We start from the raw sequence: 18,172 nt of genomic DNA, 5'->3' as shown, positions 1-18,172 counted from the left end.
TCAGCCTGCCGCGGTGCGTTGCCGTTTGACCCGGTACATGTGGCCGTCAGCATGGCGCAGCAGCATGTCGGCATCGGTGCCGTCTTCGGGGAAGCGCGCGATGCCAATGCTGCAGGAAGGTGCCTGGAGCCCGGCCAACTCGGCATCCAGCGGTTCGGCCATGACGGCCAGGATATGCTGCACCTGCGCGGCCACGACCTCGGCTGACGGGCAATCGGGCAACAGTACGGTGAACTCGTCACCGCCCATCCGCGCCACCGTCGCGCTGCCCGCTACGCAGCTTTCCAGGCGCCGGGCCAGTGTGCACAGTACCCGGTCGCCCACGCTGTGGCCGTGGTTATCGTTGATCTGCTTGAAATCGTTGATATCGATAAACAGCAATGCCAATGAGCGGTCATGGCGCCGAGCGCTGGCCAGGGCGGCGTCCAGCCGTTGGTTGAACATGGCCCGGTTGGCCAGCCGGGTCAGCGGGTCGTGATGCGCCAGAAAGCGCAGTTCGGCTTCGGCCTGGTGCTGGGCGGTAATGTCCCGCGCCACGCCGATGCGGGCCTGGGCCTCCTCTGACCAGCAGGCCGCCCAGAGTATATGCACCACGCCACCGTCCTTGCGGATGTAGCGGTTGTGGAAGTCGTAATGCGGTTGGCCATTCATGACCCGCAGGATCGAAGCGCGGGTGGTTGCCAAGTCTTCGGGGTGCATGTGGTCGGTAATCGCGGTACCGACCAGCTCGCATGCCCGGTAGCCCAACAGCGCTTCGCAGGCATCGCTGACAAAGATGATCTGGTTGTCCCGGTCGACCACGAAGACCGTGTCGAGCATCAGGTGGATCAGCCTGGGGTACAACGCGTGCAGGTCTACGGGCATGGTTCACGGCGTCCTCCGCGGGATGCCCGATCATAGCTGAAACAGCGCCGGATGTGACCGGGGGGCAAGCCTTTACAGGGCAGTTTGGCCGTGCCTGAGCGCCAGCCAGGCGTGGGCAGCCACAGCAGCCGTGCAGGCGCGTTATACTCCGCGCTTTTGCCCGTGCCGGAATTCGCCCATGCGCCAGGTGTTGTTAATCGTCGATGTCCAGTCCACCTTCAGCCCGCCCGAGTGGCTGGTCGATGGGCTGCGTCGGTTGTCAGCCAATATTCCTACCGTAGCCTCGGTCGAACTGCACGACGAGCGGGTCACGCCGTTTGCACGCCAGCTCGGCTGGCACCCGGCGGCAGAGGACGAAAGCCTGGTGGAGGCTGACCAGGTGTTCGTCAAGCATGGCTACGGGCAAAGTGCCGAAGCGATCGCCCACATCCGGCAAATGGGCGTGGAGCGCGTGCTGGTGTGTGGCCTGCAGACCGAAACCTGTGTGCTGGCCGCCGGCTTTGCCCTGTTCGATGCCGGGCTGATGCCTACCCTGGTCACCGACATGACGGTCGGCTCCTCGCTGGACCGTTCCGGCAAGCTTGGCATCGAGCTATGGCAGCACCACTTCCGCCAGGTCACCACGTCGGCTGAAGTTCTGGCTGAACTGGCGGGCTAGGTCACGCGTTGCACCCCGTCATCATCCCCGCGCGTTTTTCGGCCAGCGCGCCAGCGGCTGAGCAGCCAGCGCGTGGCGGTATTCCAGGCCACACTCACCGCCACGCCCCCGGCGATGGCCAAGGCAACCTCGAACAGCAGGTTCGGGGCGATACGGTCCGCCACCGACTGGAACTGGAAGTGCGTCAGGTAGATGAACAGGGTGGCCGAAGCAATCACTGCACCCGCACGTGCCAGCCAGGCCGGTACGGGGACTGCGCGCAGCCAGATCAGCGCCAGCATCGCCGGCAAGGCAATATCGACATAGTGGGTGACGGCCTGCCAGCCAATACCGGCCACCGCCATCAGGTCCAGTTCTGCGACCACCAGCACCGCTACCGCGCTGGCCACCGCTTTGCGGGCGGGGGTATCGGCATGGTGCACGGCCATGCCCAGCACCATCACCGCCAGGAAGTGTTGCGGCACCCGGTGCAGCAGGCCACTGGCGTCGAACACCCAGCGGTTGAGCAACACATCCACCGCTACCAGCGTACAGGCAGCCAGGATCAGCCAGCGGAACGGGGCGGCGTTAACGGCCTGGCGTACCCGCTTGCTCGACAGCACCAGGCCAATGATCACGATCATCTGCACCAGCACTTCGATATACCAGTAGTTGAACAGGCCAACCTCGCCGGTCGCAAACCAGTTGGACACCAACAGCAGCGATTGCCAGTGCACCCGGTCGAACACCAGTTGCAGTAGCGCGGTATACAGCACGGTCGGCACCACGATGGCGGCCAGGGACGGCAGCAGTGTGCGTGCATCCCCCCGGGTTTCAATGGCCTTGAGCTGGAAACGCGCCAGGCTGATGCCAGAGACCAGGAACAGTACCGACGTTTCGCCCACGATCGGCCAAGGGGTCATGCCGCTGAGGTGGCCGACCACGATCAGGATGATGGCGAGCATACGCACGAACACAGGCATCTCCATGACCCGCCACCCGCCTTCATGCGGTGCGCTGAGCTCAGCCAGGCGGTTGACCGACAGGCTTTCCCAACGATCTGGCAGGTGGCCGATCAACCGCTCGAGCACCCTCGAGGCCTGTACGAATGAAAGCGAGTCACCGCCCAGCTCGACAAAGCTCAAGCGTGGGTCCAGGCGCGGCACCCGCAGTATTCGTGCCCACTCGCTGCACAGCTTCTCGGCCAGCGCTGACGAGGGTTGGCTGGTCGGCGCTTGAACCGGGGCGGGCAGGGCGCGTTTGTCGACCTTGCCGTTCGGGGTGAGCGGTATGGCCTGCACGAAGATGAACAGTGCCGGCACCATGTAGTCCGGCAACTGGCGGGCGACAGCCAGGCGCAGGTCGTCGGCGCTGGCTGGCTGATTCAACACGCAGTAGGCAATCAGGCGGGGCAGTGGGTGGTCATGGTTGGCCAGTACTACGCACTGCCGGACGGCAGGCAGGCGGCTGATGGTGTTTTCTATCTCCGCCAGTTCCACGCGGTGCCCCCGCACTTTCACCTGGCCGTCAGCCCGGCCGAGGAAACAGGCACTGCCATCGGCCAGGTAAGTGCCCAGGTCGCCAGTGCGGTAGCAGCGGTCGCTGGCCAGCCCGGTGAACGGGTTGGTGATGAACCTGGCTTCGGTCAGCGCCGGGTCGCCCCAATAACCAAGGGACAGGTAGGGACTGCGGATCAGGATTTCGCCGGTTTCACCTTCGCCCACCAGTTGCCCGGCCGCGTTCACGACCAGCAGTTGCGCATCGGCGATGCCTTTGCCCAAGGGCACCCGGGCCTGTTCCGCGGTCGGGTCGAGCGTGTGGTACGCCATGGCTTGCGGGGTTTCGGTGGTGCCATAGAAATTCACGTTGACGGCATTCGGCGCCACGGCACGCATCTGCTGGTACAGCGCCGGGCTGAGTGCATCGCCGCCCCAGAACAGGTAGCGCAGTTGCCTGAACAGATGGCCCTGCAGCTGCGCGCCGGTCTCGATAAGCTTGCCCAGCGGTGGGGTGAGGTGAATGACGCTGACACGATGCAACCCAATCCAGCTGGCCAGCTGTGCAGGGTCGGTAAGGCTGGCCTGGGCCGGGCAGGCAATGCTGGCGCCCAGCGACAGTGGCGTGAACACATCGCGGTAAACCGGGTCGTGGCCGAGGCCGGACAGTAACGAGAACGTGTCGGCCTGGGTCAGCCCGTGCTGGTGCACATGCCAGTCGATGAAGTGCACCAGCGGCGCGTGATGGGTAACGATCGCCTTGGGCTCGCCGGTGCTGCCCGAGGTGAAGGTGATGTAGGCCGGTTGCCCTGCGCTGACCGCGGGCAGTTGCGCCGTTGGCCGGTCAAACGCATGCAGTGCCTCGACCGGGTCCTGAGGCACAGTTACCACACAGGCGTCTGCGGCTTCGACGTGTGCCTGGCCACAGCGCAGGACTACCCGAGGTGCCAAGCTGCTGGCGAGCTGCTGCAGGCGGGCGGGAGGGTAGGCCGCATCGGCCACGCTGAACGCCCGCCCGGCGCGCAGGCAGCCAAGCATGGCGTAGACCAGCGCCGCGCCCCGCTCGGCAACAATCAGCACACGATCGTCACTATTGACGGTTATTTCCAGCAAATACGCAGCGATACCTTGGCTGATCTGCGCCAGCTGGGCGTACGTGCAAAGCCTGTGCGCGGTGATGATTGCAGGGGCTTCGGGGCAACGCTCAGCCTGTTGCAGGAAGGCTTGGTGAATAGGCTGCTCGGCGCGGTACTGCAGGCACAGCGTCGGGTTCGGGCGCAGGTCCGGCATGATGGGTTGGGGCTCCGCATGAACGTTTTGCCTGGCTGGTAGCACAACGCTAGTGCAGGCTGGCCCATGGCGCCAATGGGTGCGAACAACAGGCGATGTTCAGCGTTCGCGCATGAAGAACCCGGCAACGAACTTGCGGAAGGTTTCCGGGCTCTTGAAATCGGCGTAGCGCTTGAAGTTCTCCGCGTCCGGCTCGGGGCCCAGCGGTTGCTCCAGGAGCGATATCGACAAAACCCGGTCCTGATCCGAGGTCATCACCAACTCGTCTGCCAGCGCGCCGCCGATCACCGGCCGACGCATCTGCACTTTCACACCCTTGCTGGCCATCCAGTCGACCAGCGACACCAACGCCTTGAGCGGCTCGCGCTCCTCGTCGCGGTACACGGGGAACAGGTGGGCGCGGGACAGCACGGGTACGCTGGCCACATGGATCAGCTCGTAGTAATGGCTGCCGGCACTGGTCGGCGAGTAAAGCATCAGTGCCAGCAGCGGTCCGCTGGTGCGGCTGCCGCCCCAGTACAAGTGATGCCCCTGGAAATCGAACCCGTCTTCGTTGCGGTTGTTGAACAGCTTGCGCCCCTTGATCTGATCGACGCAGTCAAGCAACAGGCCGTGCCGGCGGTGGTTGCCGAACACCTTGGCTTCGCGCAACCGCGCCTTGAGCATCATCATGTGCTTCATGTCCAGGCGGGTTTCCAGGTAGTTGCTGGCCGGCACCCGCTCCAGCAGCGGGTAGCGGCTTGCCACGCTGCGCAGTTCGGCAAACTGCCCGGTCAGGTCCTTCTTCAGGTGCGTGGCATACAGGTTCAGGCCACTGGTCTCAATCCAGGTCAGCAACAGCGCCAGCAGGCGCTGCTGTGCGCGTCGCTCGCTGCCTTCGCCACCGTCGCCAGCGCCGCCGGCACGGAAATCACCAATCAGCCGCAGGGGCGTGTCGGGTGGCAGCCAGGCGGCGGGTGGCGCGGGGTCGTTTTCGCGCTCGGCGGCTTCGCGCTCGTCTTTGCTGAAGGGGCAACCGGCCGTATGCTCGGCGGTCCCCGGGTTGTTCTTCAGGAACAACGTGCCGGTGTTGCCATTGAGCGTGACATTGAGCACCGGCAAGGCGTCGTTACGGCAATCGCAGGCCAGCCACTGGTTGGCATTGCGCACCTTCATCAGCAGCTGGTTGGCCTGCAGCAGGCGCGGGCCGCCCAGGGTGCCGGTGGCAAAGCCGACCAGCAGCTCTTCTTCGGCGGGGGTCAGGCTGCGCACCTGGGTGGCGGTTTTGTCGATGATTCGCATGAAGCAGCTCCAAGCTACGAGCCTCAAGCTTCAAGCAAAGCGCTGCCGCTTTCAACTGGCCGCTCGGTTACCGCCGAGTCGATGCTCCTGGGCAATGGGCACCGGTGCGGTGCCCTGTTGCCGGGAATCGGTCATGCAGGCGCAAAAGCGAGCGGTCAGAAGATGTAGTCCGTGGTCAGGAAACTGGACTGGCGATTGCGAATGATGTCGCTGATCAGTTCCTTGTTGGCGTCCTGGAAGCGTGTGGCGACCAAGGTACGGATCGAGAATACCCGCAAGGCATCATCCACCGACAACGTGCCTTCGGCGCTGTTCTTGCGGCCGTTGAACGGGTAGGTGTCAGGGCCACGCTGGCATTGCGCGTTGATGTTGATGCGCCCGACCTGGTTGGCGAATATATCGACCAGGCTGCCGATGGTCTGCGGGTCGTTGCCGAACAGGCTCAGTTGCTGGCCGTAGTCAGAGTCCAGCACATAGTCGATCACCGTTTGCAGGTCGCGGTAGGGCACCACCGGTACCAGCGGGCCGAACTGTTCTTCGTGGTACACCCGCATGCTGGGGTTGACCGGGTACAACAGCGCCGGGAAGAAGAACGAGCCGCGGCTGTGGCCGCCGCCTTCGTTGAGTACCTGGGCGCCCTTGGCCCTGGCATCGGCGACCAGGCCATCGAGGTAGTCGACCTTGCCGGGTTCGGGCAGGGGTGTCAGGGCCACCCCAGGTTCCCACGGCATGCCGGGCTTGAGCGCGGCCAGCTTGCGCTGGAACTTGTCGAGGAAGGCCTCGACCACGTCCTCGTGCACAAACAGGATCTTCAGGGCCGTGCAGCGCTGGCCGTTGAAGGACAGCGCACCGGTCACCGCTTCTTCGACCGCGTTGTCGAGGTCGACCTGCGGCAGCACGATGCCCGGGTTCTTGGCATCCAGGCCCAGGGCCGCGCGCAGGCGGTGCGGGCGTGGGTGCAGTTTTTTCAGGTCGCTGGCAGCCTTGTGCGTGCCGATGAAGGCGAACACGTCGACCTTGCCACTGGCCATCAGTGCGCTGACCGTTTCGCGGCCGCGCCCGTAGATGACGTTGATCACCCCAGGCGGGAAGCTGTCGCGGAACGCCTCGAGCAGCGGGCGGATCAGCAGCACGCCGAACTTGGCCGGTTTGAACACCACGGTGTTACCCATGATCAGCGCCGGGATCAGCGTGGTGAAGGTTTCGTTCAGCGGGTAGTTGTAGGGGCCCATGCACAGCGCCACGCCAAGCGGGGCCCGGCGGATCTGGCCCAGCGTGCCTTGTTCCAGTTCGAAGCGGCTGGAGCGGCGGTCGAGGTCTTTGAGGGCGTTGATGGTATCGACGATGTAGTCGCAGGTACGGTCGAATTCCTTTTCCGAGTCCTTGAGGTTCTTGCCGATCTCCCACATCAGCAACTTGACCACCGCCTGGCGCTGTTCGCGCATACGGGCGAGGAAGGTCTCCACGTGCTGGATACGCTCGGCCACCCGCATGTTCGGCCAGGCGCCACGGCCCTTGTCGTAGGCCTGCACGGCGGCATCGAGGGCGGTGAGGGCGGTATCGGCATCGAGCAAGGGTGCGCTGCCCAGTATGACCTGCTGTTCCTCGTCACCCTGCTTGAGCCACACGGGGCTGCGCACCGTGGCCAGCGGGCCTTCCCAGCGTCGCAGTTGCCCGTTGACCAGGTATTCGCGTTGTTCCAGTGGGCCCCCCAGGCGCCAGGTTTCCGGGATGCTATCAGCGGTGGGGAAGAGTGAATCGAGCAGACGGTCCATGGTTACTGCACCTCACGTTACAGGGCGGATTTCAAGCCAGGTGAATCGCTTCAGCACTGAGCATGCACCGGCGCCGGGAAAAACACCAGTGTGGTACACCCGTGAGCGCAGCGCCTGGTGTTTCGACCAGGCGCTGCGGATTGCTCAGAGCGCCAGGGTGAACAGTGCCTGGGCCGGGCGCATCAGGCCTTGCTGGCGCAGCGCCGGATCGGCGTCGAGCACGGCCAGCCGTCGCCAGAACTCCACGCGTGCATGCTGCGGTTGAGACTGGAATGGCTCCATGTCCAGCAATGCCCTGAGGTCACGGCGGTACGGCAGCGGAAGGCGCTGCCACAGCGCCGCTTCGTCGGGGCCTGTTTCGTCGAAGAAATCCAGGTAGTCGCTTTCGCTGACCAGCAGGTCGACCTGGTGCGCGGCGTTGTAGGCATCGATCTGAGCCCGCACGGGCGCGCCCAGCCACTCGCTTTCAAGGCGCAAGGCATCGGCGACAGGCCGGGTGACCGCGAAGTTTGCAGGCAGGTGCTGGAACTGGTTGGAAGCCAGGTCCAGCACGAACGGTTCGCTGATCTGGTCCAGGCCTTGCGGCAGCTCGACGAGGCTGCAACCGGACAGGAACAAGGTTTTCAGTTGCGCAAGATTGCGCAGGTCCGGTGCGCTGATCAGCGGGTTGTCCGACAGGTCCAGTTGCACCAGCCGCGTGTAGCGGTCCAGTGTTCGCTGGGCGCTGGCATCCCAGGTAATGCGGTTGCTGTCCAGGTCCAGCCAGTGCAATTGCCACGGCTGGGGCAGGCGCGGTACACGGTCGAAGCGGCAGTCCGACAGCATCAGGCGCCTGAGGTTGGGGAAGCGCTGCGCAAGCGATGCCGGCAGGTGGCTCAACTCACTGTTCTGGCTGAGCGAAAGATGCTCGATATGAGCGAAATCATCCGGCAGCGCCAGGCTTGCCAGGTCCTCGTCGTTCAGCCCCAGGCCGGAAAGCTCAAGGCTGTACATGCGCCCCGTGGCGGCAAAAGGCAGGGTTGAAAGGCGCCGCCAGGCGTTGACCAATGGGCGTACCGCGGGCTGGCGCTGCGCTGCGCGCGCAGGGTCTGCCTGCACCCAGCGTTGCAGGTCGCCGCGCAGGTCTTGCAGACGCTGGTGCAGATCGCGCAGGCGTTGGGTGGTCGAGCTCAGGTCGTCGGCCAATGGCTCGTCCTCGTCATGGCCCAGCCAGGCCTGGATTTCGGCATCGCTGGCATTGGGGTAGATCCGCCGATAAGCGCCTTCTACGGAACCGGTTTGCCGGGGCTCAGGCGCAAGCGGCGCCAGCGGGCGACCGCCGCGCAAGCCACCCGTTGGCCTGGGCTGCACGGCCCGCGGCCCCCACAGGCGCTGTGGCAGGGTCTGTCGGTGTTCGGCAACCCAGCCTAGCAGGTGCTCGCGTAAGGCATTGCCGTCGGCAGCCGTACCCAGAGATTGCCGGGCATGCGCTGGCAGCGCCTGCGCCACCGCACGGCAAAGGTCCCGATCCCGTTTTGCCGGGGCAGGCCGCTGACCCAGGTCAGCTTCGTAGCCTTCGGCCGACTTGATGACCCGGCTTTGCCTGCCGGCGTGTTCACTGCCAACCCGCGCCAGCAGCGGCCCTTGAGGGCTGGCTGCGCGCAGTTGCAGGCTCAGGTCGCGGGGCCAGCCTGGCAGAGCGTCGAGTGCACTGAACAACAACCGTTCGCTGTCGTCGTTGGCAAACGCCGGTTGCACCACACCCTCGAGGGCACGCACCAGTGGCAATTCACTGTCCAGCTGTTGCAGCTGCATGCCAAACCACGCAGGGAGCTTGCCATGCGCTTGCCAGGCAGCGGTGTCGGCGGCGTTCAAGCGCATCAGCATGCGCCGGGCCAGGGTGGACGTTAGCCGTGGGTAGGTGTCGAGCAACTGCTGCACCGCCGGCGCTACCGCGCCATTACCCTCGTAAAGATGCTGGAAAAGCCCAGGCGGTGCGCTGTCGCCAAGGGCCTGCACCGCGGCTTGCGCATTCAGGCGTTGCAGGGTGTCGAGCAGCAGCGGGGGCGGTGGCAGCCCTTCGACATGCACCTGGCGCAGCTGCTCGCTGTCGATGCCGCAGATGCGGCCGGCGTGTTCGACCTGCTCTGGGGTAAAGGCGGCGTAGGCCTCGCCCAGGCGGCGTACGCTTGTCTCCAGCGCCCAATCACCGGGTTGCTCGTGTTCGCCGCGCCAGGCGCCTTGGGTGTTGTGCTCCAGTGGCGGCTGCCAGGCTTCGGCTGCTTGCGGATGAACGATGCGCCATTGTTGCCGGGCGTCATCGAAGCGTTGTTCGTAGAGGTGGCGGTCCATCCGGATGAACAGGCGCCCCTCATGCAGGTACTGGCCCTGGGCATTGGCATGCACGTCGGCCGGCAGTTGCACGTCACTGCGGTAAGGTGCCAGGTCCTGGTTCCACAGCCGGTAGCGCCCATCATTGCTGCGCACCTCCTGCAAGCTGTCCATCAAGGGGCTGTCGAACAGTTTGGGCAGCGCCTGGCCCGCCGCCACGAAGCCACCGAGCAGGGCCAGGTTCAGGCCAATCGCTTCGAGGTGTCGCAGGGCCAGCTGGCGGTCGCCTGCTTGCCAGTCCTCATAGCCTTCCACCGCTTCACCCAGCAGCTGGCAGGCGGTCACCGCCAGCATCAAGGTGCCGACACCGGGCACGAAGAATGCGGCGGCATTGAGCGCGTCCCAGCCCAGGTTTTCCCACACTTCGAGCCGCCTGGCCCTGGCGCTGGCGTCCGCTGCTGCGGTGGGCACGGCCAGCAGGCTGGCCTCATGCTTGAGGCGCAGCAGATACTGGTCATGGCAGTAGCCGAACGGTTCGCTCGTGATCGCCTGGCGGGTCAGGCGCAGGTCAGCCTGCGCTGCGCGTGGCCATGGGCGGTCGAAGGTGGTGTTGCCGGCCGCATCCAGGTTCTGCTGCAGCATGTCGAAGAAGTGCGACTGTTCATCCTGCCGGATGTAGGCGGCGAATGCCTGGCGTTCAGCGGGTTCCACCAGCAGGGTTGCCAGTGTGGCGTGCACCGCCGCCAGGTCACTGCACGGGTGCAGGGCCGGTTCGTGGCCCGGCATATGCAACACCAGCCCGTGCGCGCCGGCATCGATCAGCATGACCTCGTGCAGGGTGATGCCGAACAGCGCCAGCTGCCAACATTGCACGGGGTGCCCTTGCAGCAGCCGCTGGATTTCGTCCCGTGAGGCCCCGTCCAGCAGGTGCCGCAGGTAGGCCAGGTCGGCGGCCAGGCGCAAGCGTGCTTGCTGCGCGCGCACAGCCAGTGCCCGGGTTTCGGGCCGGGCCAGCTGCTGCTCCAGCTGGGTCTGGTAGGTGCCGCCCAGGTCCAGCTCCCGGCACAGCGCCGCGAATGCCTGGGGTGCCAGCGGCAGGCGCTTCACCAGGTAGCGCTCGGACCGCAGGGTGAAGTGTGCTGGGGGCGCTTGCATGCCAATCGGTACCGTGCCGGGTACTTCAACTGCAACCACCTGTATATCACTACCCAGGGCAATGGCACTTTCGGGTGTGAAGGTTTCATCATCGGCGAAGTTCTGCAGGGCAGCCTGCAGCAGGCTATCGCGACGATGGCTGTAAAGATGACGCAGCCCCAGCCAATGCCAATCATGCTCGACCCGCAGTAGTTGGGTGTGGAGCAAGGGCGTGTCCAGCCCATGTTCTGCCAGGCGGCCTTTTAGCAGTGGCTCGGCAAACTCACTGATCTGCTTGAGCCCTTTAAGCGCCTTCGCCAACGCCGCTTGCGCATGCAGCAACTGGTTGTGGCTGGCGATAACCGCCTCGCGCAGGTCGGGTGCGGCATTGTCGAACCAGTCCTGCAACTGCCACGGGGCATGTTGACTGGCCTGTAAAGCGCCCCATTGCCCGGGGTTGGCACGGCGTGCCCAATGCGGCAGTTGTGCCGCGAGCAGGGCGTGGTGTGGATTGTTGCCTATCATGATGATGCACCTCTTTATGCAAAGAAGGCATCAAACGCCAGTTATCGATAGCGAAGTGGTAACCGGTTATCGTGATGTCGGCACGCTTATAGCAATCTGTTGCAACTAAACGCAGTGGCGGCAGGAAATTTGACGCCAGAATAATTCAGACAAATACCAGCCAAGTGCCACTTGCCAAAGTGATTTCGCCCACCTTAAATTGTTACTGAATGTGAAGTTAATGTGCGGCCTAACCTTTGAATATCAATGCGTTAGCTGTTTTTCCGCTGTTTATCTGTCTTGTTCCGATACACCCTGGCACTTCAAAGGACGTGGAAGAAGAAATGAAAGCGACCTTGACCGCAGCGGCGCGAAAATTCATATCGCCCTCCACCCGTTACGAAATCAGACAGTTGGGCAGCCAAGTGCGTGAGGTAATGGCGCGCGCCTGTTTGTGGCGCTGGGAAGTTGCCAGGTTTCGGCTGCAACAGGAAAGCCCTTACGAGATCCTTTACATCGGCCGCAAGCACCAACGGGAAATGGCCAAGCTGCTGATTGGCGGCAAGGGCCAGGGCAGTGCGGCGATCGTGGAAAGCGCCAGTGCTAGCGCACCTGCCGACCATGTGGTGCTGATCAGCGAAATGCCCACCACTGGCGCGCTGTCGGTGCCGCACTATCTGAGCGCCGTGGTGCCACTGGGGCGCCCCCTGGAAGACATCACCGCGCGCTACGACAGTGAACTGCGGCGCAGCATTCGCAAGAACCGCCCGCTTTACCAGATGCGTCAGGCACTTGCCGATGACGAAATTGCCATGGCCGACCGTGAGCTGTTGCGGCCGTACGCGACTGCCAGGCAGGGCATTCATGCGGCGCAGTTTCCCACCGACGAAGTGTTCCGCATTGCCCAGAGTGTCGGGCGGCTCGACCTGATTACCTGCGGCGATGAGGTTATCGGCTGCCACCTCGGCTGCGAGGTGGTGCGTGATGGCAAGCGTTACTGGAGCACCTTGCGCTTCGGCTATTGCGAAGCGGTGTTTTCAGACGCCAGGAAGTTGCGCGAAGTGAACTCGATCACCACCTTCATGGCCCTGGAATGGGCGCTGGAACACGGCTTCGATTATTACGACATCGGCCTGTGCCTGGCGCGCCCGGACGACGGCTTGCTGAAGTGGAAGCGGCGGCGTGGGGGCGACATCGATTCGTTGGGCAACCATGCTTACCTGTTCGTGCGGCTGCCAAAGACCGGTACGGCGAAGTTTCTGTGGGACACGCCCATGTTTGCAATGGAAGGCGACAAACTGACCCTGCACCTGGGCCTGCCAGCAGGCCCCAGTGATGACGAAGTTGCCAGCCGCTACCATGAGATGGTGTTCGGCGGCCTGCACAAGATCTACCTCTACGGCGACAACGCCACTGGCGAAACCTTCGTGCAAGCCCTGCGCAACCGCTACGCCAACCAGCAGTCACCCCCCATCATGCAGCGCGTCATGTGCAGTTGAAGGGGCGCACGGATGCGTTGAGTCATCCTATTGCGCCATGCGCTGAACCTCGCCATCAAGGGGGACGCTTCATGACAAGCGACATCTCGCAGTTCAATGCTTCGTCGGCCGCTGCGCCACGCAGCTGGACCCTGGCTGCCTACCGTTACATCGCCCGCAAACGGCTGGGTAGAACCCCGCCAATCGACGTCAAGAGCCTTGCCAGCAAAAGTTGGGACATCGCCCCGGGCGAGACCACGGTGTCGCCACCGGCCATTTACCTGCCGGGGCAGTTGGAGCGGGTCACCGGATGGGAAGGCAAGCGGTTCTACCCCTACGTGCACCCGGCGCGCACCATGGAGGGTGGCATCAGTGCGTCGCAAGGGCCCACCCGTGGCTACCTGATCAAGGATGTCTGGCTGGTCGACGGGGCGTTGTACAAGGGGAAGGCCAGCCACTGGTTGTCGCAGAAGCCGAACACTTTCCCGCGCATTGTGGTGGACCATGAAATCGACCGCGCTGCCATCTACTGCACGCAGAATGGCAACTCGTGGTTCGGCACCTGGCTGATGGAGGATTGCCCCACGTATGCGCTGGCCTGCAACGAGGGCGTGCCGGTGACTACGGCACCGTCGGCCAGGTACCCCTTGTTCACCCAGGCGCCGGCCTACGAAGACTGGTTGGACATGCAGCCGCTGCGCCTGCGCAGTGCGTTTTTCCGGGAGCTGGTGCTGTTCGACGATCAGAGCAACAACCGCAGCCGGCATGCCCGCTACCGTGCCATGGGTGACAAGCTGTTGGCGCATGTCGCCCATGCGCCGCACCCGGGTGTGTTCCTGCTGCGCGGCGGTGATGGTGACCTGCGCCTGCTGCGCAACGAGCTGGCGCTTGCCGAGCACCTGCGAGTTACTCGGGGTTTTCGCATCGTCAACCCGCTCAAGTCGGATGTGCCGAGCATCATCGCCGCCTGCGCCGGGGCCAAGGTGGTGATTGGCGTGGAGGGCAGCCAACTGGTGCATGGCGTGAATGTGCTGCAGCCCGGCGGCTGCCTGCTGACGCTGCAGCCGCCGAACCGCTTCGTCAGCTACTACAAGTACCTGACCGACCGTGATCAGCAGCACTTCGGCTTCGTGGTCGGTCTGCCGGAGGGCGACGGGTTCAGGGTCGATATCGGTGAAGTGGAACGCACTCTGGACCTGTTCCCGCAATAACTGTGTAGTATCCAGGCACACGGCAACTGGGGATGGCAATGATCGAGGTATCACGGTTCTGGCGCGACCCTGCGCTACCCTTTGTCGAGGCCCGCAAGGTAGGCGACGGGCGCCAGGTGTGCTATGCCGCGCATTCCCACGAAAGCTTTTCCATTGGGGTGATCACCGGTGGGCGCAGCACCTACCTCAATGGCGATCAGCGCCATGAGGTTGCGGCGGGCACTACCGTCCTGATGAACCCTGGGGTCGTGCATACCTGCAACCCGATTGCAGGGGAGCCGTGGTCCTATCTGATGCTGTTCGTCGACTGGCCGTGGCTGCAGGCGCTGGGGTTCACCTTGCCGGTGCAGACACTCAGCACCTCTGCCGTGCTGTACCAGCGGCTGTTGCAGGCTTTTGCCGAGCTGTTCGATGCCAGTGTGCCGGACCGCGAGGCGCGCCTGGCCACGCTGTTCCGCGAATTGCCCGCCCTGCTGCAGGGCAGTGCGCAGGCCGCCGAAGTGCGTAACCCACGGCTGGAGGCCGCAGCCGCGTTCATCCGTGCCCATCGCTGCGATGCACTGCGGCTTGAGGATATCTGTGCTGCCTGTGGCCTTTCGCGTTCCTACCTGATCCGCGCGTTTGGCCAGCATTTCGGGCTGACCCCCCACGGCTATCTGCTCGACCAGCGCGTGCAACTGGCGCGGGCGCAGCTGCGCCAAGGGCGGGCTATCGCCGAGGTGGCACAAGCAGCCGGTTTCGCCGACCAGGCGCACTTGCAGCGCGCCTTCAAGCAGCACCTGGCGGCAACACCGGGGCATTACCGCAATGCTGGCGCCAAAGCGTGCACGCCTGCCTAGGCAGCGCCTGCCGCCAAAGGCGGCGGCTGGGCCGGCTTCAGATCGCCAGGTAAAGCGCACTGCCGACCAGCAGCACGGACAACCCTCGGTTGAGCAGGCGCATATGCCGCGGGTTGCCCAGGTACTGGCGGATAACGCTGCCGGCCCAGGCCCAGCACGCTACCGAAACGAAACAGATAGGCCCGTAGATCCAGGTGAACAGCCACAGCAGCTGCTGCTCGCCGCCCGTGTAGGCGCCAACCCCGGCCACCGCTGCCAACCAGGCCTTGGGGTTGAGCCACTGCATGGCGGCGCCGTGCCAGGCCGACGGTGCCTGCTCGGGGTGCGTGCTGCTCAGCTCGCCGCTGTCACTGGCCAGTTTCCATGCCATGTACAGCAGAAACGCCACACCGCCCCAGTGCAACAGCAGCCCCAGCACCGGCCAGCGCACCAGCAGTTGGTGCAGGCCCAGGCCGACCAGCACCAGCAACACACAGAAGCCCAGCGTGGCGCCGGTCACATGGCCCAGGCTGGCCCGCAGGCCATGGCGGGCACCGCTGCCGAGCGCGACGATGTTGACCGGGCCGGGGGAGATGGAGGCCGCCAGTGCGAAGGCGGCCATGGAGAGGGACAAGCTCATGAAGGAGATCCATTTTGTTGTGAGGCGGCTATGCTGGCCGGTCGCGGGGTGGGGTGTATTGAACAAAAGTACCCGCACCAGGCGACCCGTCGAAATGCGCGCCCAGCGGCCGGCCTCATTCCGCCCGCCGGTCTGTTACAGGTTTTGTAATAGTTTTACGCTGTCGGACAATCCTGATGTCCTTGTAGCATCATTCTCCCTAATTGTTATCAAGGTCTATATGAGCACCTTCGCGGAGCCCCCCAGTTCGTGGCCGTCCTGGCCAAACCTTCCCCGTCCTCGTGACGCTGCCCTCGTGAGTACCCGCTAATGGAATGGCTAGCCGATCCTACGGCCTGGCTAGGCCTGTTGACGCTTATCGTCCTCGAGCTGGTGCTGGGTATCGACAACCTGGTGTTCATCGCCATCCTGGCGGACAAGCTGCCCCCGCATCAACGCGACCGTGCCCGGGTCATTGGTCTGAGCCTGGCGCTGATCATGCGTCTGGGCCTGCTGGCCAGCATTTCCTGGATGGTCACCCTCACGGCACCGCTGTTCGAGGTGTTCGGCAAGAGCTTCTCTGGCCGTGACCTGATCATGCTGTTCGGTGGTGTGTTCCTGTTGTTCAAGGCCACCATGGAGTTGCATGAACGCCTGGAAGGGCATGTGACCCAAGCCAGCGGCACCTTGCGTCATGCTGCGTTCTGGCCAATCGTCGCGCAAATCGTGGTGCTGGATGCGGTGTTCTCGCTGGACGCCGTGATCACTGCGGTGGGTATGGTCGAGCACCTGTCGGTGATGATGATCGCGGTGATTTTCTCGATCGGCATCATGATCGTTGCCAGCAAGCCGCTGACCCGCTTCGTCAACGCCCACCCCACGGTAATCATGCTGTGCCTGGGCTTCCTGATGATGATCGGTTTCAGCCTGACCGCCGAAGGCCTGGGCTTCCACATACCCAAAGGCTATCTGTACGCGGCCATTGGCTTCTCGATCCTGATCGAGCTGTTCAACCAGCTGGCGCGCGCCCGGCGCAAGCGCAGCCTGCAGCAGCACAAGCCGCTGCGTGAGCGCACTGCGCATGCCGTGCTGCGCCTGCTGGGCGGCCGCCGCGTCGAAGCTGACGAGGTGGGCGAGGAAATCGCCGACCTGGTCGAGGGTGGCGAAGAACAGGTGCTGTTCGACCGCCGCGAGCGGGTGATGATCAGCGGCGTGCTGAACCTGGCCGAGCGGCCGATTCGCACGGTGATGACCGCACGTACCGAGGTCGATGTGATTGACCTGGCGCAGCCGCCCGAGGCCATTGCCCAGGCCTTGGCCAACTCGCCGTATTCGCGCCTGCCGCTGATACGCGGCGGCCGAATCGACGAGCCGTTGGGCTTCGTGCACAAAAAAGAGCTGCTCAAGGAGGTGCTGTCGGGTAACCAGCCCGACCTGGAAGGCATGGCCCGGGTGCCGCTGAACCTGCTGGAAAGCTTCAGTATCCTCAACGCCCTGGAGCAGATGCGCGGCCAGTCCACGCACATTGCCTTCGTGGTCAACGAGTTCGGTGACTTCACCGGCCTGCTGACCATGACCGACATCCTGGAGTCGATCGCTGGCGAATTGCCGGATGCCAGCGAGGTTGACGGCCCTGGCATCGTGCAGGAAGGTGAGGGTTTCGTAGTCAGTGGTGCCTTGAACCTCAGCCAGGTGCAGGCGCGTACCGGCTTCAGCGCCCGGGCCACCGAGGACTATCAGACCCTCGCCGGGCTGGTGATGAGCCTGCTCGACCGCCTGCCAATGGTGGGTGATCAGTTGCGCTGGAATGGCTGGACGCTGACCGTGGAGGCGATCGAAGAACGGCGGGTAAGGCAGGTGCGCCTTACACCGAACGGCGACGCTGACGCAGCAGGTGCTTGACGCCTTCGAGCACCAGCACCAGCACGGCGGCCCAGATCGGCAGGTATGTCAACCATTGGTCTGGGCCGATGGTTTCGCCCAGCAGCAACGCCACGCCCACCAGCAGCACGGGCTCGACGTAGCTGAGCAGGCCGAACAGGCTGAACGGCAACAAGCGGCTGGCCAGCACGTAGGCGATCAGGGCGCAGGCGCTGATCGCCCCCAGCAGCGGAATCAGCGCATACAGCCCTGGGTGCGCCTGCAGGTCAGCGCTGGAAAGCGGTCCCTGCATCACGAAATACAGCGCCCAGGGCAGCAGCAGGCACATGTCGCACCACAGGCCACCGAGGTGGTCGGTGCCGCAGCGCCGGCGCAGTACGAAGTAGACGGGGTAGCCGATCACCACCACTAGGGTTTCCCAGGCGAAACTGCCATGCTGGTAGAGTTCGTGGCCCACACCCAGTGCGGCGCAGGCCACGGCCACTGCCTGCAGGCGTGACAGGCGCTCGCCGTACACCAGCCGCCCGGTCAGGACCATGGCCAGTGGCAGCAGGAAGTAGCCCATCGACACTTCCAGGCTGCGCCCGTGCAGGGGCGCCCACAGGAACAGCCACAATTGCACCCCCATCAGCCACGAAGTGCCGAGCATGCCGAGCAGTAGCACCGGCGTGCGGCGCACGCGCCCCAGCAACTGGCCGACGCGTTTCCAGTCTTTCGAAACCAGCATGAACAAGGTCAGGCAGGGCAGGGTCAGCAGCGTGCGCCAGCCGAATATCTCTTCGCCATCGAGTGGCCTGAGCAACGAGGTATAGAAGTACATCACGGCGAACATGCAGGACGCCACGACGGATGAAACAATGCCTTTTGACACGAA

Annotated in this window: 12 protein-coding genes; 5 read left to right on the top strand and 7 right to left on the bottom strand. The window is 64.2% G+C overall.

Translation table 11 applies throughout. The features are described from left to right. Positions 1-864 carry a sensor domain-containing diguanylate cyclase gene (locus B3361_RS18960; protein WP_054903814.1) on the bottom strand — a complete coding sequence of 288 codons (864 nt, stop codon included), beginning with the start codon at positions 862-864 and terminating at the stop codon, positions 1-3. A gap of 178 nt (positions 865-1,042) precedes the next feature. Between B3361_RS18960 and B3361_RS18955 the strand changes: the two genes are divergently transcribed. After that, complete coding sequence (locus B3361_RS18955) at positions 1,043-1,522, top strand: isochorismatase family protein (RefSeq protein WP_054903815.1); 480 nt, start codon at positions 1,043-1,045, stop codon at positions 1,520-1,522. On the opposite strand, the gene B3361_RS18950 is transcribed toward B3361_RS18955, so the two are convergent. The 4 genes from B3361_RS18950 to B3361_RS18935 form a co-directional block, all read right to left on the bottom strand. Beyond that, positions 1,519-4,287 carry an amino acid adenylation domain-containing protein gene (locus B3361_RS18950; RefSeq protein ID WP_054903816.1) on the bottom strand — a complete coding sequence of 923 codons (2,769 nt, stop codon included), beginning with the start codon at positions 4,285-4,287 and terminating at the stop codon, positions 1,519-1,521. The genes B3361_RS18955 and B3361_RS18950 overlap by 4 nt on opposite strands. Positions 4,288-4,386: 99 nt before the next feature. Continuing rightward, positions 4,387-5,568 carry a hypothetical protein gene (locus B3361_RS18945; protein WP_054903817.1) on the bottom strand — a complete coding sequence of 394 codons (1,182 nt, stop codon included), beginning with the start codon at positions 5,566-5,568 and terminating at the stop codon, positions 4,387-4,389. A gap of 155 nt (positions 5,569-5,723) precedes the next feature. Further along, positions 5,724-7,343 carry an NADP-dependent glyceraldehyde-3-phosphate dehydrogenase gene (locus B3361_RS18940; RefSeq protein WP_054903818.1) on the bottom strand — a complete coding sequence of 540 codons (1,620 nt, stop codon included), beginning with the start codon at positions 7,341-7,343 and terminating at the stop codon, positions 5,724-5,726. 144 nt (positions 7,344-7,487) lie between these two features. Further along, positions 7,488-11,312 carry a dermonecrotic toxin domain-containing protein gene (locus B3361_RS18935; protein ID WP_054903819.1) on the bottom strand — a complete coding sequence of 1,275 codons (3,825 nt, stop codon included), beginning with the start codon at positions 11,310-11,312 and terminating at the stop codon, positions 7,488-7,490. A 323-nt stretch (positions 11,313-11,635) separates the two neighbouring features. Here B3361_RS18935 and B3361_RS18930 point away from each other — a divergent pair, with 323 nt between their 5' ends. The 3 genes from B3361_RS18930 (at position 11,636) to B3361_RS18920 (ending at position 14,819) form a co-directional block, all read left to right on the top strand. Beyond that, positions 11,636-12,790 carry a hypothetical protein gene (locus tag B3361_RS18930; RefSeq protein WP_009685564.1) on the top strand — a complete coding sequence of 385 codons (1,155 nt, stop codon included), beginning with the start codon at positions 11,636-11,638 and terminating at the stop codon, positions 12,788-12,790. A gap of 71 nt (positions 12,791-12,861) precedes the next feature. Further along, positions 12,862-13,980 carry a glycosyltransferase 61 family protein gene (locus tag B3361_RS18925; protein WP_054903820.1) on the top strand — a complete coding sequence of 373 codons (1,119 nt, stop codon included), beginning with the start codon at positions 12,862-12,864 and terminating at the stop codon, positions 13,978-13,980. Between the two features lie 38 nt (positions 13,981-14,018). After that, positions 14,019-14,819, top strand: coding sequence for an AraC family transcriptional regulator (locus B3361_RS18920; RefSeq protein ID WP_054903866.1), 801 nt, complete (start codon positions 14,019-14,021; stop codon positions 14,817-14,819). Between the two features lie 37 nt (positions 14,820-14,856). Here the strand turns inward: B3361_RS18920 and B3361_RS18915 are convergent, their stop codons facing one another. Next, on the bottom strand, positions 14,857-15,438 hold the full coding sequence (locus B3361_RS18915; RefSeq protein WP_054903821.1) for a LysE family translocator: 582 nt from the start codon (positions 15,436-15,438) through the stop codon (positions 14,857-14,859). A gap of 309 nt (positions 15,439-15,747) precedes the next feature. Between B3361_RS18915 and B3361_RS18910 the strand changes: the two genes are divergently transcribed. Continuing rightward, a complete protein-coding gene (locus B3361_RS18910) occupies positions 15,748-17,319 on the top strand; it encodes a TerC family protein (protein ID WP_054903822.1) in 1,572 nt (523 codons plus the stop codon). Here B3361_RS18910 and rarD read toward each other — a convergent pair. Continuing rightward, positions 17,282-18,169, bottom strand: a complete 888-nt coding sequence (gene rarD / locus B3361_RS18905; protein WP_054903823.1) for an EamA family transporter RarD — start codon at positions 18,167-18,169, stop codon at positions 17,282-17,284. The two genes, B3361_RS18910 and rarD, sit on opposite strands and share 38 nt — an antisense overlap. Positions 18,170-18,172: the final 3 nt, after the last annotated feature.

This window comes from Pseudomonas sp. UBA6699 (genome assembly GCF_002454615.1).
GTDB classification, from domain to species: Bacteria; Pseudomonadota; Gammaproteobacteria; order Pseudomonadales; family Pseudomonadaceae; genus Aquipseudomonas; species Aquipseudomonas juntendi.
Note: the sequence above shows the minus strand (reverse complement) of the source record. Positions and strands in the feature narration are given on the sequence as shown.

Excerpts from the sequence above, each read along its gene's own strand:
- B3361_RS18960 (WP_054903814.1), bottom strand. The coding sequence starts at position 864 with ATGCCCGTAGACCTGCACGCGTTGTACCCCAGGCTGATCCACCTGATG.
- B3361_RS18945 (WP_054903817.1), bottom strand. The coding sequence starts at position 5,568 with ATGCGAATCATCGACAAAACCGCCACCCAGGTGCGCAGCCTGACCCCC.
- B3361_RS18940 (WP_054903818.1), bottom strand. The coding sequence starts at position 7,343 with ATGGACCGTCTGCTCGATTCACTCTTCCCCACCGCTGATAGCATCCCG.
- B3361_RS18935 (WP_054903819.1), bottom strand. The coding sequence starts at position 11,312 with ATGATAGGCAACAATCCACACCACGCCCTGCTCGCGGCACAACTGCCG.
- B3361_RS18950 (WP_054903816.1), bottom strand. The coding sequence starts at position 4,287 with ATGCCGGACCTGCGCCCGAACCCGACGCTGTGCCTGCAGTACCGCGCC.
- B3361_RS18920 (WP_054903866.1), top strand. The coding sequence starts at position 14,019 with ATGATCGAGGTATCACGGTTCTGGCGCGACCCTGCGCTACCCTTTGTC.
- B3361_RS18925 (WP_054903820.1), top strand. The coding sequence starts at position 12,862 with ATGACAAGCGACATCTCGCAGTTCAATGCTTCGTCGGCCGCTGCGCCA.
- B3361_RS18955 (WP_054903815.1), top strand. The coding sequence starts at position 1,043 with ATGCGCCAGGTGTTGTTAATCGTCGATGTCCAGTCCACCTTCAGCCCG.
- B3361_RS18915 (WP_054903821.1), bottom strand. The coding sequence starts at position 15,438 with ATGAGCTTGTCCCTCTCCATGGCCGCCTTCGCACTGGCGGCCTCCATC.
- B3361_RS18930 (WP_009685564.1), top strand. The coding sequence starts at position 11,636 with ATGAAAGCGACCTTGACCGCAGCGGCGCGAAAATTCATATCGCCCTCC.
- B3361_RS18910 (WP_054903822.1), top strand. The coding sequence starts at position 15,748 with ATGGAATGGCTAGCCGATCCTACGGCCTGGCTAGGCCTGTTGACGCTT.